Source organism: Bacillus sp. IBL03825, from assembly GCF_024712505.1.
GTDB classification, from domain to species: Bacteria; Bacillota; Bacilli; order Bacillales; family Bacillaceae_G; genus Bacillus_A; species Bacillus_A wiedmannii.
The window spans coordinates 3566048-3587791 of sequence record NZ_JAMXKE010000001.1 but is presented as its reverse complement, the minus strand read 5'-3'; the positions used below and the strand labels follow the sequence as shown (position 1 = coordinate 3587791).

Annotated in this window: 23 protein-coding genes and 1 pseudogene; 17 read left to right on the top strand and 7 right to left on the bottom strand. The window is 36.1% G+C overall.

The features are described from left to right. The first annotated feature begins 125 nt into the window (after positions 1 to 125). Together NHG49_RS18270 and NHG49_RS18265 are read left to right on the top strand one after the other, a co-directional pair. Entirely contained in the window at positions 126 to 533 is a 408-nt protein-coding gene (locus NHG49_RS18270; protein WP_064476985.1) for a hypothetical protein, read from the top strand. A gap of 67 nt (positions 534 to 600) precedes the next feature. Then, positions 601 to 1839 (top strand): MDR family MFS transporter, encoded by a 1239-nt coding sequence (locus tag NHG49_RS18265; protein ID WP_064477046.1) that lies wholly within the window; start codon positions 601 to 603, stop codon positions 1837 to 1839. Between the two features lie 93 nt (positions 1840 to 1932). On the opposite strand, the gene NHG49_RS18260 is transcribed toward NHG49_RS18265, so the two are convergent. Both NHG49_RS18260 and NHG49_RS18255 read right to left on the bottom strand, forming a co-directional pair. Then, a complete protein-coding gene (locus NHG49_RS18260; protein ID WP_064476984.1) occupies positions 1933 to 2319 on the bottom strand; it encodes an Hsp20/alpha crystallin family protein in 387 nt (128 codons plus the stop codon). 124 nt (positions 2320 to 2443) lie between these two features. Next, positions 2444 to 2566 carry a small acid-soluble spore protein P gene (locus NHG49_RS18255; protein ID WP_000517650.1) on the bottom strand — a complete coding sequence of 41 codons (123 nt, stop codon included), beginning with the start codon at positions 2564 to 2566 and terminating at the stop codon, positions 2444 to 2446. A gap of 121 nt (positions 2567 to 2687) precedes the next feature. Between NHG49_RS18255 and NHG49_RS18250 the strand changes: the two genes are divergently transcribed. After that, entirely contained in the window at positions 2688 to 2951 is a 264-nt protein-coding gene (locus NHG49_RS18250; RefSeq protein WP_064476983.1) for a hypothetical protein, read from the top strand. 46 nt (positions 2952 to 2997) lie between these two features. Beyond that, positions 2998 to 3723 (top strand): polysaccharide deacetylase family sporulation protein PdaB, encoded by a 726-nt coding sequence (pdaB, locus tag NHG49_RS18245; protein ID WP_098102376.1) that lies wholly within the window; start codon positions 2998 to 3000, stop codon positions 3721 to 3723. Between the two features lie 41 nt (positions 3724 to 3764). Here the strand turns inward: pdaB and sspO are convergent, their stop codons facing one another. After that, positions 3765 to 3914 carry a small acid-soluble spore protein O gene (gene sspO, locus NHG49_RS18240; protein WP_000518050.1) on the bottom strand — a complete coding sequence of 50 codons (150 nt, stop codon included), beginning with the start codon at positions 3912 to 3914 and terminating at the stop codon, positions 3765 to 3767. 290 nt (positions 3915 to 4204) lie between these two features. Between sspO and acnA the strand changes: the two genes are divergently transcribed. Both acnA and NHG49_RS18230 read left to right on the top strand, forming a co-directional pair. Then, a complete protein-coding gene (gene acnA / locus NHG49_RS18235; protein ID WP_064476982.1) occupies positions 4205 to 6928 on the top strand; it encodes an aconitate hydratase AcnA in 2724 nt (907 codons plus the stop codon). Positions 6929 to 7044: 116 nt separating this feature from the next. Beyond that, positions 7045 to 8685: pseudogene (locus NHG49_RS18230) on the top strand (ABC transporter ATP-binding protein). Positions 8686 to 8717: 32 nt separating this feature from the next. On the opposite strand, the gene NHG49_RS18225 reads toward NHG49_RS18230, so the two are convergent. Beyond that, positions 8718 to 8975 (bottom strand): hypothetical protein, encoded by a 258-nt coding sequence (locus NHG49_RS18225; RefSeq protein WP_064476981.1) that lies wholly within the window; start codon positions 8973 to 8975, stop codon positions 8718 to 8720. Positions 8976 to 9227: 252 nt separating this feature from the next. Here NHG49_RS18225 and NHG49_RS18220 point away from each other — a divergent pair, with 252 nt between their 5' ends. The 4 genes from NHG49_RS18220 to sspN all read left to right on the top strand — a co-directional run bounded on the left by NHG49_RS18220 (position 9228) and on the right by sspN (position 11329). Then, positions 9228 to 9803, top strand: coding sequence for a TlpA family protein disulfide reductase (locus tag NHG49_RS18220; protein WP_000269060.1), 576 nt, complete (start codon positions 9228 to 9230; stop codon positions 9801 to 9803). Positions 9804 to 9918: 115 nt separating this feature from the next. Next, positions 9919 to 10866, top strand: coding sequence for a 3'-5' exonuclease (locus tag NHG49_RS18215; protein ID WP_064476980.1), 948 nt, complete (start codon positions 9919 to 9921; stop codon positions 10864 to 10866). 141 nt (positions 10867 to 11007) lie between these two features. Further along, on the top strand, positions 11008 to 11151 hold the full coding sequence (locus NHG49_RS18210; RefSeq protein WP_001254698.1) for an FbpB family small basic protein: 144 nt from the start codon (positions 11008 to 11010) through the stop codon (positions 11149 to 11151). Between the two features lie 43 nt (positions 11152 to 11194). Beyond that, on the top strand, positions 11195 to 11329 hold the full coding sequence (sspN, locus tag NHG49_RS18205) for an acid-soluble spore protein SspN (protein WP_000527987.1): 135 nt from the start codon (positions 11195 to 11197) through the stop codon (positions 11327 to 11329). Between the two features lie 67 nt (positions 11330 to 11396). Here sspN and NHG49_RS18200 read toward each other — a convergent pair whose 3' ends face one another. Then, positions 11397 to 12689, bottom strand: a complete 1293-nt coding sequence (locus NHG49_RS18200; protein WP_064476979.1) for a glycoside hydrolase family 18 protein — start codon at positions 12687 to 12689, stop codon at positions 11397 to 11399. A 109-nt stretch (positions 12690 to 12798) separates the two neighbouring features. Between NHG49_RS18200 and NHG49_RS18195 the strand changes: the two genes are divergently transcribed. Next, a complete protein-coding gene (locus tag NHG49_RS18195) occupies positions 12799 to 13218 on the top strand; it encodes an acyl-CoA thioesterase (RefSeq protein WP_000495804.1) in 420 nt (139 codons plus the stop codon). Positions 13219 to 13244: 26 nt separating this feature from the next. On the opposite strand, the gene NHG49_RS18190 is transcribed toward NHG49_RS18195, so the two are convergent. Then, complete coding sequence (locus NHG49_RS18190) at positions 13245 to 13535, bottom strand: HesB/YadR/YfhF family protein (protein ID WP_001054448.1); 291 nt, start codon at positions 13533 to 13535, stop codon at positions 13245 to 13247. Positions 13536 to 13643: 108 nt separating this feature from the next. Next, positions 13644 to 14240: a glycerol-3-phosphate 1-O-acyltransferase PlsY gene (gene plsY / locus NHG49_RS18185; protein WP_000258967.1), complete on the bottom strand. Its 597-nt coding sequence runs from the start codon at positions 14238 to 14240 to the stop codon at positions 13644 to 13646. Positions 14241 to 14465: 225 nt separating this feature from the next. On the opposite strand from plsY, the gene NHG49_RS18180 reads away from it, so the two are divergent. The 6 genes from NHG49_RS18180 to parE all read left to right on the top strand — a co-directional run bounded on the left by NHG49_RS18180 (position 14466) and on the right by parE (position 21744). Continuing rightward, positions 14466 to 16322, top strand: coding sequence for an anaerobic ribonucleoside triphosphate reductase (locus tag NHG49_RS18180; RefSeq protein WP_064476978.1), 1857 nt, complete (start codon positions 14466 to 14468; stop codon positions 16320 to 16322). Further along, entirely contained in the window at positions 16319 to 16771 is a 453-nt protein-coding gene (gene nrdG / locus NHG49_RS18175; RefSeq protein WP_000867065.1) for an anaerobic ribonucleoside-triphosphate reductase activating protein, read from the top strand. Before NHG49_RS18180 ends, nrdG begins: the two co-directional genes overlap by 4 nt. Positions 16772 to 16789: 18 nt before the next feature. Continuing rightward, positions 16790 to 17467 (top strand): response regulator transcription factor, encoded by a 678-nt coding sequence (locus NHG49_RS18170; protein ID WP_001044675.1) that lies wholly within the window; start codon positions 16790 to 16792, stop codon positions 17465 to 17467. Positions 17468 to 17670: 203 nt separating this feature from the next. Continuing rightward, positions 17671 to 18912 carry a S1C family serine protease gene (locus NHG49_RS18165; RefSeq protein ID WP_258126407.1) on the top strand — a complete coding sequence of 414 codons (1242 nt, stop codon included), beginning with the start codon at positions 17671 to 17673 and terminating at the stop codon, positions 18910 to 18912. Positions 18913 to 18991: 79 nt separating this feature from the next. Continuing rightward, the gene (locus NHG49_RS18160) at positions 18992 to 19405 is read left to right on the top strand and encodes a CoA-binding protein (protein WP_000151395.1); all 414 of its coding nucleotides are present in this window, start codon (positions 18992 to 18994) and stop codon (positions 19403 to 19405) included. Positions 19406 to 19779: 374 nt separating this feature from the next. Beyond that, positions 19780 to 21744 (top strand): DNA topoisomerase IV subunit B, encoded by a 1965-nt coding sequence (gene parE / locus NHG49_RS18155; protein WP_064476976.1) that lies wholly within the window; start codon positions 19780 to 19782, stop codon positions 21742 to 21744.

The following is a 21744-nucleotide window of genomic DNA, read 5'->3' as shown; positions in this document are numbered from 1 at the left end:
TTTCGCGTTCACTAGTTTCATTGTAAAGCAATTGAAATTAGTTTCCTAATATTTCAGAAGAAAGAAACTATTTTTAGAATTTTCTTGCTATAATAAGAAAAAGAAAATGCGGGGGTGGAATGAATATGTTATATGAAAACGGCGTAGATAAACTTCTTAGTTTAAGCAAAAATATTTCTGAATTGTATCGAGAATTAAATGAAATGACCCGGATTTTAACGGATTGTAATCGAGAAAGTGTGAAGTTTGATCGGTTATATGTAAAAGAGTTACTGTGGAAGAAAGAAGATGTAATAGAGAAATATGACCAGCTACTTGTGCAACTTTGTATAAATGAATGCTTTGATTTAAAAAGTGTCATTACAGGGGAATATAAGTATACATATGAAGAAGTAGAAAATATCGTTTTACAATTTAATGAGAAGTATAATGTCACAATTTTAATTAAAGATGTTTGTAAAGAATTACAGTTTACATATGGCATAGATATGGATATAACGAGAACAGCTCGAGTATCAACAGCTCAAGTATAAAAAGGGAAGAGAAAGCAGATCCTTTGCTTTCTTTTTTTATGTAAGAACGGGGAGAGTAGGTTTAGTGATGAAGGGGAAGTTACAAAATATTCATCCGTTAGGAATGACAATTATAATAGGGACTTTATTTGCGAGGTTCGCCACGTCAATGAGCATTCCTTTTTTAGCAATTTATTTAACGACTGTTAAAGGTGTATCAGCTGGAATGACGGGTGCTATTATCGGAACGAGTGCACTTGTTGGAGTGTTTGCTAGTTTTATTGGAGGGAATTTATCGGATCGATTCGGTCGAAACATGATTATAATATGGTCCATGATTGTTTGGGTGTTTGTATTTATAGGCTTTTCGTTTGCAAATCATGTTTTAAGTTTCTTTTTATTAAATGCTCTGAATGGATTATGTCGGTCTTTTTTTGAACCGACTTCAAGAGCATTATTATCAGATTTAACGAAACCAGAGTATCGTTTACTCGTATATAATTTGCGTTACGGTGCAATCAATGTTGGAGTGGCGATTGGTCCTCTTGTCGGATTACAGATTGGAAGCGCAAAATCAACAATTCCTTTTTTAGTAGCAGCTGGAGTATATATTCTATATACAGCTATATTAGCGTTCCAATTTAAGAAGTATCCAATTGAAAAAAAGAAAGTAAATACAAAAAAGCCTGTCACAATGTTGAATGCAGTTCGTATATTGCGAAAGGATGTCGTATTTTTAGTTGCATTAGTTGGTATTATTTTGAGTAATTGTGGTTTTTCTCACTTAACGACAACAGTATCTCAATATTTTGCAAATGCGCATATATTTCAGGATGGAGTGACATTGTTTTCGTATATGTTAGCTTTAAATGCGATTGTTGTAGTCGTAATTCAATACCCTGTTATTCAAATATGTAAAAAGTATACACCGTTAGTATCTATTATGGTGGGAACCTTATTTGTGAGCGGAGGATTGTTTGGGTTTGGAATAGTAGAATCTACGCTAGGTGCTGCCGTCTGCACAATTATTTTTACAATTGGAGAAGTTCTCATGTTTTCAATGACGGATGTGTTTATAGATGATATAGCTGTTTCGCATTTAAAAGGAACATATTTTGGAGCGATGGGATTCTCAGGAATTGGAGCAGTAATTGGTCCATGGCTTGGGGGCGTACTTCTCGATTATTACGGATATCAAAATGGGTTTGTAGTATTTTCAGCATTAGCTATATTTTCAACTGTAGCATTTCCTGTACTTTTAGTTACAAAAGGTTTATTGAAAAAAAAGCATGATAGAAATTGTAATTTAGAATTACATGCGAAATAAAATAAGCCCCAGCAGATGACTGGGGCTTATTTTTGTATTTATCCCGCTATTAACGGGCAGTAAAACTCCCATTGGTTAAAGTTTTACTTTATTTTAATTCTCAATTTGAAAAAGAACTTTTTCTTCATGTTTATTAGCAACTTCGTTTTTGGAAATATGAATGGCTAAATATCCATTCTCTAAGCAGGCTAGCATCTTCTTATAAATAATAGTAGCGGGTAAAGGAATGATCCGCTGTAAAGAACTATTATTATGAAGTATGCAAATGTTTAGGCCTGTCTCCATCTTTTTAATGACTACATTTTGTTCGGATACATTTAGTACATCTGTTTCCAAAATGTATTCTTGTTCAGTTTCGCAAAGGTCAATATGAATTTGATTTGGGAAACTAAAGTTACTACAAGAATCAGAACAAAATTGATCCATCCATTCTTCGAAACCATCAACATGAAAAAGACAATCCTTCTTTTTCTTGCCCATGTAAGACACCCTCCGTAAAATCTCAATTCATACTATGTTATGCATGAATGAAGTAGGGGTGAAGAATAAATGTAAAAATATAAACATTGTATGTGATAAAGGTAGCTAGTGTGAGCCTTTTGTTTTACATATCATGATGTGCATGATTTTTTTGGCGTGAATGGTTACGGTTTTTTACTTTATGAGATCCGCTTAATGGTTCAGGTTGTCCTTTTTTTTCTTTCGCTTCACGATTGTTTTTTCCCATTGTATGTGACACCTCCTCTTTCTCTTTAGAATGAGAGAAGTTTGCAAATTTATACGAGAATGTTTTTAGAAAAAAAGGTAAAGATAAATGGGACTAACTATTATGGAAAGGGGATTATATAATGCCATATCATAAAGATAAACAACAAGCTTTTCAAGCAGCGCAGCAAGGGGTTACACAAGCAGAACATGCATTTAACAACATTGTAAAAAATGATCCAAACTACGGTCATGATTTAAAAGAGTTACGCCAAGAAGTTCAGGAGGCGTATGAACAGATTCAAAATGCGTTAGAAGTAGCTTCGGAAACACAACGCCCACAACTTGAGCAATACGAAAATAATCTCCAAAACATTATTCGAAATGTAGATCAATTAGAAAAGTAAATGAGGTTGTTGTGTATTCGACAACCTTATTACTTCAATGAACATTATGCGAAAACAGAAAATTTTTCTATTCGTTTTTTCTTTATTATGCGCAGTACATATATTTCAAGTTGAAAAAGTGGAAGCGAAAATGTTGCTCAGAAAAGAGCTGGAACCAACTGGCTATGTGACATGGGAAGTACCTAATAATGAAAAGGTTATTGCCATTACATTTGATGATGGACCAGATCCGACTTATACAACACAAGTTTTACATTTATTACGTCAATATAAAGCAGAAGCGACTTTTTTTATGATTGGATTTCGAGTGCAGCGTAATCCATATTTAGTGAAACAAGTGTTAAAAGAGGGACATGAAATTGGAAATCATACGATGAACCATTTGTATGCGAGTAATTCATCAGATGAAAAATTAGAAAATGATATTTTAGATGGAAAGAAATATTTTAAAAAATGGGTGAAAGAACCTTTACTATTCCGTCCTCCTGGCGGATATATTAACGATGCTGTATTTAAAACCGCGAAAGAAGCGGGTTATCAAACGGTTCTATGGTCGTGGCATCAAGACCCGCGTGATTGGGCAAATCCAGGGGTTGAATCCATTGTAAATCATGTAGTGAAACATGCTAAAAGTGGAGATATCGTATTGTTACATGATGGAGGAAATGATCGTAGTCAAACAGTAGCAGCATTAGCAAAAATTTTACCTGAGCTGAAAAAGCAAGGCTATCGATTTGTAACGGTTTCGGAATTACTACGTTATAAACATTAGAAAGAATCCCAAAAGGAAAATGGACCTTTTGGGATTTTTCGTTACTGGTTCTTTTTACGTTTTTTATTATTTTGTCGCTCTGCTGGAGTTAAAGGCTCGTTTGCAAATTCTTCATTGTAACCAGTTGCTTGTCCTTGTGCAGATGCAGCATTCATTCCTGAAATAGTATGATTTGCTTTTCTTTTACCCATTTTATTTCACCTCTATAACTTTTTTGTATGTTGAATGATGAGCAGTTCATAGTATGTATGAACTGTAAGTAAAGCACTAATAGAGCACTTTACTTTATGGTAATAGTATTCATAAGGAGCGTGAACACTATTCAAATTTAGAAACATAAAGAAAACTTATGATAATCTATAAGTTTCTTATTATTTACTTATTTAGAAAGTTGTAATAAGATATTATCGTAAGGTATTGAAAAGTTTGTCTACATTTTATATTCAGACAACTTAGTCACGTTTAACAGGGGGGAAACATAATGGTCAAACATAATCCATTTCAATCACGTGCAACTTTTGAAGTAGATGAAAAAACGTATCATTATTATGATTTGAAAGCGCTTGAAAACGCAGGGGTTGGCAACGTATCTCAATTACCATATTCCGTGAAAGTTTTACTTGAATCCGTACTTCGTCAAGTAGACGGACGTGTAATTACAGAAGAACATGTTACAAATTTAGCGAAATGGGGAACGAAAGATGTGCAAGATATCGATGTTCCATTTAAACCATCTCGTGTAATTTTACAAGATTTCACTGGTGTTCCAGCCGTTGTAGATTTGGCTTCGCTTCGTAAAGCAATGGCAGATATGGGCGGGGATCCTGATAAAATTAATCCAGAAATTACTGTAGACCTTGTAATTGACCACTCTGTACAGGTTGATAGAGCGGGTACGGCAGACGCGCTTGCATTCAACATGGACTTAGAGTTTAAACGCAATGAAGAACGTTATAAATTTTTAAGCTGGGCACAAAAATCATTTGATAACTATCGCGCAGTGCCACCAGCTACAGGTATTGTACACCAAGTAAACCTTGAATATTTAGCACCAGTTGTTCATGCTGTGAAAAATGCTGAAGGTGATTTAGTTGCATACCCAGATTCATTAGTTGGAACAGACTCACATACAACAATGATTAACGGTATCGGCGTTCTTGGATGGGGCGTTGGTGGTATTGAAGCAGAAGCAGGAATGCTTGGACAGCCTTCATACTTCCCAGTACCTGAAGTAATTGGTGTGAAATTAACTGGTACACTTCCAAGTGGTACTACAGCAACTGATGTTGCATTAAAAGTAACACAAGTATTACGTCAAAAAGGTGTAGTTGGTAAATTCGTTGAGTTCTTCGGTAATGGACTAAAGAGCATGCCTTTAGCTGACCGTGCAACAATTTCAAACATGGCACCAGAATACGGTGCAACTTGTGGATTCTTCCCAATTGACGATATTTCATTAGAATACTTACGTTTAACAGGTAGAGATGAAGAGCAAATTCGCATTGTTGAAGAATACTGTAAAGCAAATGGTTTATTCTATACAGCAGACAGCAAAGATCCAATTTACACTGATCTTGTTGAAATTGATTTAAATACAATCGAATCTAACCTTTCTGGACCGAAACGCCCACAAGATTTAATTCCACTTTCAGATATGAAAGATGCGTTCCATAAAGCTGTTTTAGCACCAGTTGGAACACAAGGACTTGGATTTAATGAGCAAGAGTTCGATAAAGAAGTGAAGGTTACATTAGAAGATAAAGAAGTAACGATGAAGACAGGTGCAATTGCAATCGCTGCAATTACAAGCTGTACAAATACATCAAACCCATACGTATTAATTGGGGCAGGTCTAGTTGCGAAGAAAGCAATTGAAAAAGGGCTTGTAGTACCTGAGTACGTAAAAACATCATTAGCACCAGGATCTAAAGTTGTTACTGAGTACTTAGATAAATCAGGTTTAACAACATATTTAGATCAATTAGGTTTCCAAACAGTTGGTTACGGTTGTACGACTTGTATCGGTAACTCTGGTCCGTTAGCAGAGGAATTAGAAGAAGCAATCGCAGCAAACGATTTATTAGTAACATCTGTTTTATCTGGTAACCGTAACTTTGAAGGTCGTATTCATCCACTTGTAAAAGCAAACTACTTAGCATCACCACCACTTGTTGTGGCATATGCACTTGCAGGTACTGTTGATATTGACCTGAAAAATGATGCAATCGGTAAAGATGCAAATGGCAATGCTGTTTACTTCAACGACATTTGGCCATCAGCTAAAGAAATTGAAGATGTAGTTCAAAGCGTTGTTACATCTGAACTGTTCAAGAAAGAATATGCACAAGTATTTAACAGCAATGAGCGTTGGAATGAAATCCAAACTTCAAACGAAGCTTTATATACTTGGGATAATGATTCAACTTATATTCAAAACCCACCGTTCTTTGAAGGATTATCTAAAGAACCAGGTGAAGTTGAAACATTATCAGATTTACGCATAGTTGGTAAATTTGGAGATTCTGTAACGACAGACCATATTTCACCAGCAGGTTCAATTGGTAAGCATACACCAGCTGGACGCTACTTATTAGAAAACGGCGTACAACCAGTTGACTTTAACTCTTACGGTTCTCGTCGTGGTAACCACGAAGTTATGATGCGTGGTACATTCGCGAACATCCGTATTAAAAACCAAATCGCACCAGGAACAGAAGGCGGATACACAACATATTGGCCAACTGGTGAAGTAACATCAATCTATGAAGCTGCTATGAAATATAAAGAAGATGGCACAGGTCTTCTAGTTGTTGCTGGTAAAGATTACGGTATGGGAAGTTCTCGTGACTGGGCTGCGAAAGGTACAAACTTATTAGGTATTAAAGCAGTAATCGCAGAAAGCTTCGAGCGTATTCACCGTAGTAACCTAGTATTAATGGGCGTATTACCACTTCAATTTAAAGATGGCGAAAGCGCTGAAACATTAGGCCTTGTTGGTAACGAGTCATTTGAAATTCAAATTGACAAAACAGTTAGACCACGCGATCTTGTAAAAGTAGTTGCAACTGATGCAGATGGCAACGAAAAACAATTTGAAGTAGTAGCTCGTTTCGATAGTGAAGTAGAAATTGACTACTACCGTCACGGTGGTATTCTACAAATGGTTCTTCGTGAGAAAATTGAAGAGTCAAAAGTGTCGAACTAAATAATTGAAATGAACGATAAGGAAGCTAACAACTGTTAGCTTCCTTATTTTATGGAAAGGGATGAAACCAATTGGTTTCATCCCTTTCTTTTTACTATAAAAATGGAGGGAACATCATGAAAGAATATAAAAGAATATTGTTACCGTTACAGAAAGAAAAATTATTAGTAATAGCTGCTATATGTAGTGGGATTTTTGCAGCTATTTTAAATTTATCCCGTCCACTATTCATGGGGCTAATTGTAGATAACCTTATTCAATGAGAGCTAAAGGGAGTGTATCTTTACATTACTTTGTTTGCAGCTAGCCGCTTGTTGATGTGGGTGAACAATCTTTCATTTGATTATATAAGCTCCAAAGCAAGTCAACGAATATTGCGAAGGAAGCGTATAGATGTAATGCGTCATTTTCTCGTATTACCGTTTGAAGAGAGTGAGCAGATTAAGGGAGGAGAGTTAGAGACGTTAGTTGTGTCTGATATTCCAAACTGGGTCAGATTATATGGTTCTATATTAATAGAATATATACACGCCATTGCGCAATTTATAGGTGCGTTTATAGCACTAAAACATATAGATATAAAGTTCATATTGTGGGTAACTCCGTTTTTATTTTTAAGTGCAACGGTTCCAATGTTGATGGGGAAAAAGGTAAGAAATATTGCAAGCATTGCTCAAAAAAATCAATCAAGTGTTGTAGTGATGGTGTCACAGTTTGTAAAAGGAGCACAAGATTTACGGAGTTTACAAAAAGAAAAATGGGCCATTCGATTATTTAAAGGAGTAACGGCACAGTCTTATAAATCGGAAGTAAAGAAGACGATGATGCAACACTGCATTGGAGTAGTTGGAACAGTGATTGAAACAGGAGCATATATCGTTGTTCTCATTATGGGCGCGCAGAAAATAATGAAGGGAGAAATGGAAGTTGGTTCACTTGTTGCAGTGTTAGCCACAATTGAAATGCTCTTTTTTCCAGTCCGTTACGTTGGCGATTTATTAATGATGACACAAGTTGCAGTCGCTTCGGCAAATAGAATTTTTTCCTTTTTAGATAAACGAGTGGCAGATAGTAAGGTAGAAAGAGGGATGGGGATGACAGTAACAAATGTTTCATTTCAGGAGAATGATGAAGAGAAATGCAGAATTCATAATATTGATTTGCAAATTAATCCAGGTGAATTCGTTATTATTGTAGGAGAAAGTGGCGCAGGAAAAACAATGCTTTTAAAATTAATGACAGGGTTGTATAAACCATCTAATGGTAACATTGTTTATTATGGTGATGAGGCTCGTATGACTACAGTGTGGCAAGAACCTCGTTTCTTTCGGACGACAGTAAAAGAGAATATGTATTTCGAGGAAAAGTGTTTAGAAAACCAGTTAGAAAAAAATATTGAGCTTGTAAATGTGAAGCCGATAATTAGAGGTTTATCGGAAGGGGTTCAAACTGTACTACATAAAAGCGGTGAAGAGTTTTCGGGAGGGGAAAGAAAACGTCTTGCATTATTACGTGCCATTGTTTCAAATCCGAATCTTATTATTTTAGATGAACCAACTGCGGGATTAGATCCGAGCAACCAAGAAACTATTTGGAATATGATAGAAGGATTAGGAAGAGAGGTCACGAGAATTGTGGCAACACATGATGTAGAGAAAGCGATACTAGCAGATCGTGTTGTCATAATGAAAGAAGGACGTATTGTTGCATGTGGAAGTCCTAAAAAATTAATAAATAGTCATTCGTTTTGCAAGTGATGTGAATAAAGATAAGAGTACTGCTCTTATCTTTATTCAGCATCATTTATTTGATACTCGATAGATTCTGAATGATTCAGATCAACGTTAAAGGTAGTGGTCGTAAGGAAAGTGGCAATTCCAAGAATTAAGAAAAGGACGAATGAGACTAGAGAGACGTAGAGACAAATACGCCCTACTTTCTTTTTTTCAAGGTCTTTACTAAAGAGTGAAATGATCCATGTAATAATACCGACTGGGTATAAAAGAAAACTAAGAATATATAATGTTGTTTTTTCGAATGAATTCATAAAAAATCCCCCTTTTGTTGTAGGTTTATAACTACGAGAGTAAAAAGGTGAATGGGTCCATAAGAAGATAAGCAACACTTCATTTGTTTTTCTAATTATATGATAAAAAGGAAAAAATTTCACTTAAAATAAGAACATTCTAATTATTTCGACTGTGAATATTTCCAAGCTCGTCCGTATAAGCTAAAATAAGGTATATAGTATTTGGGTAATTAGGTTAATAAGAAGATAAATACGTTAGGGTGATATAAAATGTGGCGGAAGCTTACGATTATTGTAGTGTTACTTTGTTTAGCGGGATATGCAGCTTATGAACAATTTGGTAAAAAAGATCAGGCGGTACAAGGGGAGCAAGAAAAAAGTGAAGCTGCTATGAAAGAGATGATTGCAAGTAATGGTATCGAAATAGGGAAGAGTGCGCCAAACTTTGAATTAACGAAGTTAGATGGAACAAATGTAAAGTTATCGGATTTAAAAGGAAAGAAAGTGATTTTAAACTTTTGGGCAACGTGGTGTGGACCTTGCCAGCAAGAAATGCCGGATATGGAGGCTTTCTATAAAGAACATAAAGAAAATGTAGAAATTTTAGCAATAAATTATACGCCTTCAGAAAAGGGCGGGGGAGTAGAAAAGGTAAGCAATTTTGCTAAGGAAAAAGGAATTACTTTTCCGATTTTATTGGACAAGAACATTGATGTGACAACAGCGTATAAAGTAATTACGATCCCAACTTCGTATTTTATAGATACGAAAGGTGTCATTCAAGATAAGTTCATTGGACCGATGACGCAAAAAGAGATGGAGAAACGGATTGCTAAATTAAAATAACGGTGAAAAGGTAGAGGTGGAAAGTTACCATTTCTGCCTTTTCTTTTTCACGTAGTGATAGCAGCATGTTATGATAAAAGAAATATAAACGTTTAGAGGTAAAGGAGTGTTTGGAGTGGGGAATATATCCTTACCGTTAGATTATGTTGTAATTGATTTTGAAACAACAGGATTTAACCCTTATAATGATAAAATTATTCAAGTTGCAGCAGTGAAATATCGTAATCATGAACTAGTAGATCAATTTGTTTCCTATGTGAATCCAGAGCGTTCAATTCCGGACCGAATAACGAGTTTAACAGGTATTACAAATTATCGTGTTTCAGATGCACCGACGATTGAAGAAGTATTACCTTTATTTTTAGCATTTTTACATACAAATGTTATTGTCGCTCATAATGCATCTTTTGATATGCGTTTTTTAAAAAGTAATGTAAATATGCTTGGGCTGCCTGAACCTAAAAATAAAGTGATTGATACTGTTTTTTTAGCAAAGAAATATATGAAGCACGCGCCTAATCATAAACTTGAAACGTTAAAGCGAATGCTTGGAATTCGTTTAAGTTCTCATAATGCGTTTGATGATTGTATTACTTGTGCAGCTGTTTATCAAAAATGTTCATCTATTGAAGAAGGAGAAAAAAGAAAATCGAATACGGAAGTACTTGATGAAACAGCAGTATATGAGGCAGTAAAAAAGATACTTGTACGCAATAAACGTGATATCGAATGGGTTCGTTGCATGAATGTAGGAAGTTATTTAGATATAAAAGCTTTTTATCCAGTTATGAGAATAAAAGTAAAAGGGCGAAAGAAATACGTATTAACAGAGATATTAGAAGATGATGTGAAAGAAATATGTACGAGTTTAAATTGTGAACCGGCGTTAAAAAGTGAAGTTGGTAATACGAGAATTATGCTTAATAGCTTAGAGGATGTCCTGAAATTAGAAAGTTATATTTTAGGACAGTATGATTTCGTACTACAAGCGCTAAGTGATTATAAACAAAGTGAAATGAATGCAGATGAAAAGCTAAAAGAATATTTAAATATAATGGTATAAAAAACTCCGTGTACAAGAAGTTGTACACGGAGTTTTTTTAGGAGTACTAAAACATAAAATTTTCTTGCAAATCTGATTAAAGAGTTTTTCATTTGCTCATACTATGTATAGTAAGAATGCGAAGGAGAGAGGGTGAACAGCATGAGAAGAAGTCGCCGTAAATCATTTGACGAACTTGTGAAAGAAAATAAACAACAATTATTAAGTGATCGTGATGCAATCGATCGCATTGAAGAGCGTATTGAAAAACGTTATGAAATGCAACTTTTTAAGCAAGCTGAATAATTCTTAACACTAGTACGATACTAGTGTTAAGGAGGCGATAGTAATGGGTAATCCGAAAAAGAATTCAAAAGACTTTGCACCGAATCATATTGGAACACAATCAAAAAAAGCTGGTGGCAATAAGGGAAAGCAAATGCAAGACCAAACAGGCAAACAACCGATTGTTGATAACGGTTAAAAAGGAAGAATGTTGTCATTCTTCTTTTTGTGACGGACTTTTAATAGTCAAAAAGGGCTGACATAAGTCAGCCCTTTTTCGTAATCGTAAAATTTTCAACGAGTAAACGCCAATTTTGCGGGAATGGTAAGCCAATCTTCCAGTAACTAATACCGCCTATACCTTGTTCTTTCATTAAATTGAATTTGCTTTGAACAGACCGTGAATCTTCAAACCAAACTTCGTGTTGTACGCCGTTTTCGTCAAAGTAATTAAAATGAGGAGCTTGAGCTGTGAAATCATAACGGATAGGAACATTGTATTTACGAGCTAGTGCAACAGCTGCGACAGAGCTAATTGCTTTTGCAGGCGGGTTACCTTGTTTGAACGGAAGTTTCCAATCGAATCCGTATAAGTTTTGCCCCATCATAATTTTTTGTGGAGGCATTTGAGATTTTGCGTATTGAAGTACTTCTTTTACAGGGCCGATAGGAGAAATAGCCATCGGTGGCCCACCTTGCCAACCCCAGTCGTATGTCATAATGACGACGAAATCAACAATTTGTCCTTGTGCCTTATAATCGTGAGCTTCGAAAAATTTGCCCTTTTGATTTGAACTTGTTTTCGGTACAAGCGTTGTACTCAATGTGTACCCGCTAGGTAAGCGTGTTTTTACAGTTCGTAAAAAACGATTATACGCTTCACGATCTTCAGGTGCCACACTCTCGAAATCAAAATGAATGTCTCGCATGCCATATTTTTCAGCTGTTTGCAAAATGTTAGTAATAAATTTGTTTTGAATCGTTGCATCGCGTAAAATAACCGATGTCAGATCGGCACTGAAATTTCCATTTTCAATATTTGTAATAACGAGCATAGGGATGGTATTACCTTGCGTTGCAATAGTAGCGATTTTAGCTGTTTCAGTTGGTTCTTTTAACGTACCATCTCTTTTTGCCTCGAAACTGAAGTAGGCCAAATATGTTAAAAATGGATTAATGGCACGCGTAGCATTAACCAAACTTTCTTTTATTGGTATTGTTGAAGGTTGTAAATAAGCGATGGATTCTACTGCGCGTTTTGTCCCTTTTGGTATATATAATTGCTGTCCAACATGGAGAATGGATTTTAAAGATAAGTTATTAACCTTAGCTAAACTAGCGAGAGGTACGTTATATGTTTGAGAGATTCGATATAGGCTATCGCCAGGCTGTACATAATAATTATTCCCTTTCGTATTAATGATGAGTGCCTGACCTACAACGAGTGTTTCAGCTGGATTTAGTCCATTGTCCTTTACTATTTCGTCAGGTGTTGATCCATACTTTGATGCCAAGCTATATACGCTATCACCGCTACGAACAGTTACAATTTGAATCATATGCTTGCTCCTTTCAGTAAAAGATTCACTGTTTTTATTTTATTTTTGATGTCACTGTATTATGATTAAATGTATGCAAGGTAGCAGAAGTGAAAGAAGGCGAATACATATGTTTGTAGCAGAACATGAAGTTGAAATCCGTTATGCGGAAACAGATCAAATGGGTGTTGTTTACCATTCAAACTATTTGGTGTGGCTTGAACTAGGTCGCACGAAACTTATACAAGATTTAGGATTTTCATATGTTGAAATGGAGAAAGAGGGAATTATTTCTCCTGTATTAGATTTGCAAATTTCATATCGTAAAGCGATGCGTTACGGAGAAAAAGCAATTGTGAAAACGTGGATTGATACTGTTAGTCCGCTTCGCGTTGTATATGGTTATGAAATATATAACGGTGAAGGTGAACTTTGTATTACTGCAAGTACGACGAATATTTGCGCGAAAAAAGAAGGGTTCAGGCCCGTATCATTTAAAAAGTTATATCCAGAGTGGTATGCGAAATATGAGGAAATTAAGAAAAAATAAAAAAGCGTGGCAGAAGCCACGCTTTTTTATTTTTCATAATTAAATTGCGGGAAATCATCACCGTCGTTAAATGTAACAGCTAAATTATGTCCATCGAAGAACCACTCATCGTCGCCTTCAATAAAGAAGTTAATACCTTCTTCTTGTGTTTGAACAGCAGGATGTGCAGGATCGTCTTTACGAATACCTAAAGAAAGTCCTTTTTGCACAGTACTGCAACCGCCGTATTGTACGAAAAGGCGTAGTGTTTCACCCGATTGTAAGTTTAATTCGTTTTTATACCATTGTGCTGCTTCTTTTGTTACGGAAAGATTCATGTATAGTTCCTCCAAATTATGTTGCTTTTTCTTTAGTATAAAAAATAACGCAAAAAGACGCTATTAATATGCTTCACGTTTTCTTTTTGCGTTATGTGGGTTACGATCTTATTTTTGCTTTTTTGAAAAGTTTGCTTTCGGTTCAGTTTTATTTATAATTCGTCCGATATTTGCACGGTGTTTATAAATAACCATACCTGCTAATAAACACATCGCAATAATGAAGATTTTATCCCCGCTAACAATGGATGCAATAACAGCAACGACGGCTGTTACCATAGAAGAAAGTGATACGTATCTTGTTGTAAATAAAAGGCTGAAAAAGACAACAGCTAATATTGCAAAAACAACTGGAGAGTAGCATAATAGCACGCCAGCAGAAGTTGCAACAGCTTTACCACCACGGAATTTCGCGAAAATCGGATACACATGTCCAAGAACAGCTGCTAATCCGAACCATAGTGGGTGAACATCTAATCCGAAAATAATCGGTAGACTTGTTGCTAATGTACCTTTTAAAATGTCAGCAATTGTAACGATAAAACCTGCTTTTTTCCCTAGTGTGCGGAATGTATTTGTTCCGCCTAGATTACCGCTTCCATGCTCACGAATATCGATCCCGTAGCCGATTTTTCCAACGACTAGTGCGAATGGAATCGAGCCAAGTAAGTAGGCAACGATAAATAAAAGATATGTAGTAACCATAAGTTCAGTCTCCTTTATTCAAATGTGTTGATAAAGGGTAAAAAGAGTTTTTCCCGTATATTGTACCATACATTTGTAAAGAGCACATTTCTTTTTTGTAAATGAAAAATTCATTATTTCGTGAAAAAAATTTCACAGGAATGTTACATTTCTCACAGAAACACCAAGACTATATGTAGTAACATTTTAATCAAAAGACAACAACATATTGGTGGAGGGTTATAAATGTTACAACGAAATGTACGTGGAGAAGAATTAATGAGAGTGTTTGAGACGATTGTCCACGGTAGTGAGCAAGATTTAATGCAAGAAAATGCAAATGTAGATGGTCGCTCTCCGATGGGAGTAATGGGAACGTTCGCATCAGAGAGTGCGAAATATTATGCAGTTGAAAATTTATTGTCAGATCAAGTGAAAAAAGCGATAGATCAAAATATATTATATCCACATGACTTAGATTTTTATGCGACAGGAACGACGACTTGTTCGCAAATTCCGTTAGCGCAAATGCTTGCGAACGGTTTTCATACCGGACATGGGCATATGAGACAACCGCAAGACATTAAAAGTGCATTGGCTCTTTCGTCTATTATTTTTCAGGCGAATCAAAATATGCAGCACGGTGGTCAATCATTTGCACTCTTTGATATTGATTTAGCTCCATATGTGAGAAAAACAGTAGCGAGACATAAGAAACGATTAGAGTCATATCCGCTTACGAAAGAACAAATAGAAGAATTTGCATGGAAAGAAACAGAAAATGATACGTATCAGGCGTGTGAAGCTTTCGTTCATAATTCAAATAGTATGCACAGTAGGGGCGGGGGACAAGTACCGTTTATTTCTATTAATTATGGAACAGACACATCAAAAGAGGGACGGTTATTAGTTAGACAACTTTTAAAAGCGACACAAGCTGGTCTTGGTAAAGGAGAAACACCAATTTTTCCGATTCAAATTTTTAAAATGAAAAAAGGTGTGAACTTTGAAGAATGTGATCCGAACTATGATTTATTTGAATTAGCGTTAGAGACAACGGCTGAACGATTATTCCCTAACTTTTCATTTTTAGATGCGCCATTTAATGCAGTGCATTATGACGGACGACCGGAAAGTGAAGTATGTTATATGGGATGTCGTACCCGTGTTATGTCTAACATACATGGAGAAGAAACAGCGATTGGAAGAGGCAATTTATCATTTACGTCTATTAACTTAGTGAAATTAGCGTTAATTAGTGGTTCAAAAGAAGCATTTTTTGAAGCGTTAAATTATTACTTAGATTTAGGAATTAAGCAATTATTAGAGAGATTTGAGTATCAATGTACGAAGCGAGCAAGAGATTTTCGATTTTTATATTCACAAGGTGTATGGCGCGGTGGAGAGAAGTTACAGCCTGAAGATTCTGTAGCATCCATTTTAAAGCAAGGGACGCTAAGTCTTGGTTTTATCGGTCTTGCGGAGTGCTTAGTAGCTTTAACAGGAAAGCATCATGGAGAAGATGAAGAATCATGGAAACTCGGGTATGAAATCATTTCCTTTATGAGAGCTAGAATGGATAGAGCGACGGAAGAACAGGAACTGAATTTCTCAGTAATTGCAACTCCTGCAGAAGGGTTATCAGGGAAGTTTGTGAAAAAAGATAGAGAAGAATTTGGTGTGATTAGCGGTATAACGAACCATAATTATTATACGAATTCATTCCATATTCCAGTTTACTATAGCATTCAAGCGATAAATAAAATTCGTTTAGAAGGACCTTTCCATGCTCTATGTAACGGGGGACATATTACGTATATTGAGCTAGACGGAGCAGCTATGCATAACAAACAGGCATTAAAACAAATTGTACGAGCGATGGCAGATCATGGCGTTGGATACGGTTCAATTAATCATCCTGTTGATCGTTGTAAATGCTGCAGTTATCACGGAGTTATTGGTAATGAATGCCCCAGCTGCGGAAATGGAGACGAGGCTAATATAGAAAGAATTCGCCGTATAACAGGTTATCTTGTAGGAGATATGTCGAAGTGGAATAGTGCGAAACGTAGTGAAGAGATGGATCGGGTGAAGCATAAATGAAAGTGATGAACATCATTCATGATAGTGTAGTAGATGGGGAAGGATTGCGGACAGTCGTGTTTTTTGCGGGCTGTCCGCATCGTTGTTTCGGTTGCCATAATCCGAAATCGTGGAATATTTGTAATGGAACTGAAATGACAGTAGAAGAAATTGTGAAAGAGATTGCAAGTAATACATTAACTGATGTAACATTTTCAGGTGGAGATCCATTTTTTCAAGCAGCTGAAGTGAAAAAAGTAGCAAAAGCTGTGAAAGACTTGAAAAAAAATCTTTGGATGTATACAGGTTATACGTTAGAAGAGATACAGAGTTCTCAAAATAATGATATGATAGAGTTGTTACATTATGGGGATGTTTTAGTCGATGGAAGATTTGAAATCGAGAAAAAAGATTTAACACTTCCATTTCGCGGAAGCTCCAATCAACGTATTATTCGATTGAAAGAGTAAAAAGGCGGGATAGATGATATGAATAAAACAGTATTACTTGTTGAAGATGAAAGAAGATTACGTGAAATCGTTAGTGATTATTTTCGTAATGAAGGCTTTGAAGTAATCGAAGCAGAAGACGGAAAAATAGCGTTAGAATTATTTGCAGAGCATGAAATTGATTTAATTATGTTAGATATAATGTTACCAGAAATAGATGGATGGTCTGTTTGTAGACGAATTAGAAAAGAATCAGCAGTACCAATCATTATGTTGACAGCACGTTCGGATGAGGATGATACATTACTAGGGTTCGAATTAGGTGCAGATGAGTATGTAACGAAACCTTTCAGCCCGAAAGTGTTAGTAGCTCGTGCGAAGACGTTATTGAAACGTGCGGATGGTGTGGTAGGAGTAGCGGAAGAAAATGCTATGTCTTTAGCTGGAATAGAAGTGAATCGTCTATCTAGAACCGTTTTAGTCGATGGAGAAGAAATTATATTGACACATAAGGAATTTGAACTTCTTGTTTATTTAATGGAGAACAAAGGAATTGTGTTGTCACGTCAACATTTATTAGATCAGTTATGGGGATATGATTACTACGGTGATGACCGAACGGTTGATACTCATATTAAAAAACTACGAAATAAGCTAGGAGATAAAGCGAAGCATATCGGTACTGTTATTCGAGTTGGTTATAAATTTGAAGAATAACCTTTAATTTACTATGCGCTTTGGCTTTGGGGTATAGCAAATTTATACTCTCTTTTGTAGGTGGAATGTACAAAAAATACTTTTCTTGTCTACAATGATAGATAGGCGTATTTTTTTAATTGGATTTCACGATGAGTTCACAAGAAGGACACAAACTGTGACTATACTGAAAGTACGAATTCACCAGAGAGGGGAAATAAAACATGGGATATTACGACGGACCGAATTTGAATGAAGAGCATAGTGAAACGAGAGAAATGAAAAAAACAGGTAGTAAAAAAGGATATTTTTTCACAGGTTTAGTTGGAGCAGTAGTCGGGGCTGTCACAATTAGTTTTGCGGCACCATATATGCCATGGGCTCAAAATAATGGAGCGGTTGTATCATCATTCAGTTCGGATTCAAAAGTTGAAGGTACTGTAGTTCCTGTGGTCAATAAAGCAAAAAATGAAATTGATTTACCTGGTATGATTGAAGGCGCGAAAGATGTTGTTGTAGGTGTGATTAATATGCAACAAAGTGTTGATCCATTTGCAATGCAACCGACAGGCCAAGAACAACAAGCTGGCTCAGGATCAGGTGTTATTTATAAAAAAGCAGGAAATAAAGCGTATATTGTAACGAACAATCATGTAGTAGATGGAGCGAATAAACTTGCTGTAAAACTAAGTGATGGTAAAAAGGTAGATGCAAAACTTGTAGGGAAAGACCCTTGGTTAGATTTAGCGGTTGTAGAAATTGAAGGATCTAATGTAAATAAAGTTGCCACTTTAGGTGATTCAAGTAAACTTCGTGCGGGTGAAAAAGCGATTGCAATTGGTAACCCACTAGGGTTTGATGGAAGTGTAACGGAAGGTATTATTAGTAGCAAAGAACGTGAAATTCCAGTAGATATTGATGGCGATAAGCGTGCAGATTGGAATGCTCAAGTTATTCAAACAGATGCAGCAATTAACCCAGGTAATAGTGGTGGTGCGTTGTTTAACCAAAATGGTGAAATAATTGGGATTAATTCAAGTAAAATTGCACAACAAGAAGTTGAAGGAATTGGATTTGCTATTCCAATTAATATTGCAAAGCCAGTCATTGAATCACTTGAAAAAGACGGAGTGGTGAAACGTCCAGCTCTTGGAGTAGGTGTCGTTTCATTAGAAGATGTGCAAGCTTATGCAGTAAATCAATTGAAAGTACCGAAAGAAGTAACAAACGGCGTTGTATTAGGTAAAATTTACCCAATATCACCTGCAGAAAAAGCTGGTTTAGAGCAATATGATATTGTAGTATCATTAGATGATCAAAAAGTAGAAAATTCACTTCAATTCCGTAAATATTTATATGAAAAGAAAAAAGTAGGCGAGAAAGTAGAAGTTACATTCTATCGTAACGGTCAAAAAATGACGAAAACAGCTACTTTAGCAGATAATTCAGCTACAAAGAATCAATAATTGAAATAAAAGAAAGTCTCTTTCATATTGAAAGAGACTTTCTTTATCGGCTATACTAAAGGAATAGGAGGGATAAATTATGACAATTGAAAACCCAACTCGTACGGAAATTGGTGAAGTATTAAAGAAAAGCAAAACGATTGCAGTTGTTGGATTATCGGATAAGCCAGAACGTACATCGTATATGGTTTCAAAAGCAATGCAAGATGCTGGGTATCGCATTATTCCAGTAAACCCAACAGTAAATGAGGTGCTTGGAGAAAAAGCAGTTTCTTCACTAAAGGATATTAAGGAACATGTGGACATTGTAAATGTATTCCGCCGTTCAGAATTTTTAATGGATGTTGCGAAAGAGTTTGTAGAGATTGATGCAGATGTTTTTTGGGCACAATTAGGAGTACAAGATGAAGATACATATAAACTTTTGCAAGAAACAGGCTATACTGTAATAATGGATCGTTGCATTAAAGTAGAACATGCGATGACAAAATAGTATAGGTTTTAAAGAGAGAAAGATTGATTCAGCCCTCGTTATAAATAAGTAGGGCCGATGAACGAGGTGTTCATCATGAGATTTTTTAAAGGCTGTTTTTGGGGATTGTTACTTGTTATCCCATTTTGGATATTGATCATTTGGATCATGATAAAGGTTTGGAATGTATAATCTTGGCATACATATCCATTTCTCGTTGACAAACGATTATTTTTCTGAAATAGTAGCCTAGAGGAATCCTTGTGAAAAAACAAGGATTTTTCTATTGAAAATGGTATATAAAAGAGATAAGATAACTTGCCAAAACTATAGTCGAGGCGTTATTCTATAATAGAAACATATGTTCTGATTTGATTAGGAAAGGGGCAAGGAGTTTGGCGAAGCATCAGTTCCAATATAATGAAGATGCAATTCAAGTGCTAGAAGGACTTGAAGCCGTTCGAAAACGCCCGGGTATGTATATCGGGAGTACGGATAGCCGTGGATTGCATCATTTAGTATATGAAATAGTAGATAACTCCGTTGATGAAGCGTTAGCGGGATTTGGCGACGAAATTTCTGTCGTAATACATAAAGATAATAGTATTAGCGTTATAGATAAAGGGCGAGGGATGCCTACGGGAATGCATAAACTTGGGAAACCTACACCTGAAGTCATTTTAACTGTACTTCATGCCGGTGGTAAGTTTGGTCAAGGTGGTTACAAAACGAGTGGTGGTTTACACGGTGTTGGGGCATCAGTTGTAAATGCCTTGTCAGAATGGTTAGTAGTAACGATTAAACGTGACGGAAATATTTATGAACAACGCTTTGAAAATGGTGGTATTCCTGCAACGACACTGGAGAAGATCGGGAAGACGAAAGAGTCTGGTACGACAATACATTTTAAACCAGATACAACGATTTTCAGTACAACAAATTACAATTATGAAACATTATGTGAGAGATTACGTGAATCTGCATTCTTATTAAAAGGAATGAAAATCTCGATAAAAGATGAACGTAATGATTTAGAGGATGTCTTTCATTATGAAACAGGAATTGAAGCTTTCGTTTCATACTTAAACGAAGAGAAAGATTCGATTCATCCGGTTGTATACTTCACTGGTGAACAAAACGGAATTGAAGCAGAGTTAGCATTCCAGTTTAACGATGGCTATTCAGAAAACATTCTTTCGTTTGTAAATAACGTACGTACAAAAGATGGGGGGACACACGAAGCTGGATTTAAAACAGCAATGACGCGTGTGTTCAATGAGTATGCTCGTAAAGTATCGTTATTAAAAGAAAAAGATAAAAACTTAGAAGGTACAGATATTCGTGAAGGTGTAGCGGCTATCGTTTCTGTACGTGTACCAGAAGAAGTACTTCAGTTTGAAGGGCAAACGAAAGGGAAACTTGGTACAAGTGAAGCTCGTTCTTCAATTGATGCAATTGTATCTGAGCATTTAGCTTACTTTTTAGAAGAAAACCCGGATGTTGCTACACTTCTTGTGAGAAAGGCAGTTAAAGCAGCGCAGGCACGTGAAGCTGCTCGTAAAGCGAGAGAAGAAGCACGTACTGGTAAAAAGAAAAAGAAATCAGAAGGTACATTAAGTGGTAAGTTAACACCAGCACAATCACGTAACCCGCAAAAAAATGAACTGTACCTAGTAGAGGGTGACTCTGCCGGCGGTTCCGCGAAACAAGGTCGAGATCGACGTTTCCAAGCGGTATTACCGTTACGTGGTAAAGTAATCAATACGGAAAAAGCAAAACTTGCTGATATCTTTAAAAATGAAGAGATTAATACAATCATTTACGCTATTGGCGGTGGTGTAGGGAATGAATTCGCTGTTGAAGATATTAACTACGATAAAGTTGTAATTATGACCGATGCTGATACAGATGGTGCGCACATTCAAGTATTGTTACTAACGTTCTTCTACAGATATATGAAACCACTTATCGAAGCTGGCAAAGTATTTATTGCACTTCCTCCTTTATACAAAGTAAGTAAAGGAAAAGGTAAGAGTGAAGTGATTGAGTATGCATGGTCTGATGAAGAATTAGAGGGTGTAACAAAAAAAGTCGGTAAAGGCTACATGCTGCAGCGCTATAAAGGACTTGGCGAAATGAATGCCGATCAATTATGGGAAACAACTATGAATCCTGAAACACGTACATTGATTCGTGTGAAAATTGACGATGCATCAAGAGCGGAGCGCCGAGTTACGACATTGATGGGTGATAAAGTAGAACCTCGCCGTAAATGGATCGAACGAAATGTACAATTTGGTATGCAAGAAGAAGGAAATATTTTAGAAAATGAAATGATTATGGAGACGGAGGTGGAATAA

Excerpts from the sequence above, each read along its gene's own strand:
- NHG49_RS18165 (WP_258126407.1), top strand. The coding sequence starts at position 17,671 with ATGGGATATTACGACGGACCGAATTTGAATGAAGAGCATAGTGAAACG.
- NHG49_RS18250 (WP_064476983.1), top strand. The coding sequence starts at position 2,688 with ATGCCATATCATAAAGATAAACAACAAGCTTTTCAAGCAGCGCAGCAA.
- NHG49_RS18260 (WP_064476984.1), bottom strand. The coding sequence starts at position 2,319 with ATGGGCAAGAAAAAGAAGGATTGTCTTTTTCATGTTGATGGTTTCGAA.
- sspN (WP_000527987.1), top strand. The coding sequence starts at position 11,195 with ATGGGTAATCCGAAAAAGAATTCAAAAGACTTTGCACCGAATCATATT.
- NHG49_RS18265 (WP_064477046.1), top strand. The coding sequence starts at position 601 with ATGAAGGGGAAGTTACAAAATATTCATCCGTTAGGAATGACAATTATA.
- NHG49_RS18160 (WP_000151395.1), top strand. The coding sequence starts at position 18,992 with ATGACAATTGAAAACCCAACTCGTACGGAAATTGGTGAAGTATTAAAG.
- sspO (WP_000518050.1), bottom strand. The coding sequence starts at position 3,914 with ATGGGTAAAAGAAAAGCAAATCATACTATTTCAGGAATGAATGCTGCA.
- NHG49_RS18195 (WP_000495804.1), top strand. The coding sequence starts at position 12,799 with ATGTTTGTAGCAGAACATGAAGTTGAAATCCGTTATGCGGAAACAGAT.
- NHG49_RS18190 (WP_001054448.1), bottom strand. The coding sequence starts at position 13,535 with ATGAATCTTTCCGTAACAAAAGAAGCAGCACAATGGTATAAAAACGAA.
- NHG49_RS18270 (WP_064476985.1), top strand. The coding sequence starts at position 126 with ATGTTATATGAAAACGGCGTAGATAAACTTCTTAGTTTAAGCAAAAAT.
- NHG49_RS18180 (WP_064476978.1), top strand. The coding sequence starts at position 14,466 with ATGTTACAACGAAATGTACGTGGAGAAGAATTAATGAGAGTGTTTGAG.
- nrdG (WP_000867065.1), top strand. The coding sequence starts at position 16,319 with ATGAAAGTGATGAACATCATTCATGATAGTGTAGTAGATGGGGAAGGA.
- NHG49_RS18170 (WP_001044675.1), top strand. The coding sequence starts at position 16,790 with ATGAATAAAACAGTATTACTTGTTGAAGATGAAAGAAGATTACGTGAA.
- pdaB (WP_098102376.1), top strand. The coding sequence starts at position 2,998 with ATGCGAAAACAGAAAATTTTTCTATTCGTTTTTTCTTTATTATGCGCA.
- NHG49_RS18225 (WP_064476981.1), bottom strand. The coding sequence starts at position 8,975 with ATGAATTCATTCGAAAAAACAACATTATATATTCTTAGTTTTCTTTTA.
- plsY (WP_000258967.1), bottom strand. The coding sequence starts at position 14,240 with ATGGTTACTACATATCTTTTATTTATCGTTGCCTACTTACTTGGCTCG.
- acnA (WP_064476982.1), top strand. The coding sequence starts at position 4,205 with ATGGTCAAACATAATCCATTTCAATCACGTGCAACTTTTGAAGTAGAT.
- NHG49_RS18255 (WP_000517650.1), bottom strand. The coding sequence starts at position 2,566 with ATGGGAAAAAACAATCGTGAAGCGAAAGAAAAAAAAGGACAACCTGAA.
- NHG49_RS18210 (WP_001254698.1), top strand. The coding sequence starts at position 11,008 with ATGAGAAGAAGTCGCCGTAAATCATTTGACGAACTTGTGAAAGAAAAT.
- NHG49_RS18220 (WP_000269060.1), top strand. The coding sequence starts at position 9,228 with ATGTGGCGGAAGCTTACGATTATTGTAGTGTTACTTTGTTTAGCGGGA.
- NHG49_RS18200 (WP_064476979.1), bottom strand. The coding sequence starts at position 12,689 with ATGATTCAAATTGTAACTGTTCGTAGCGGTGATAGCGTATATAGCTTG.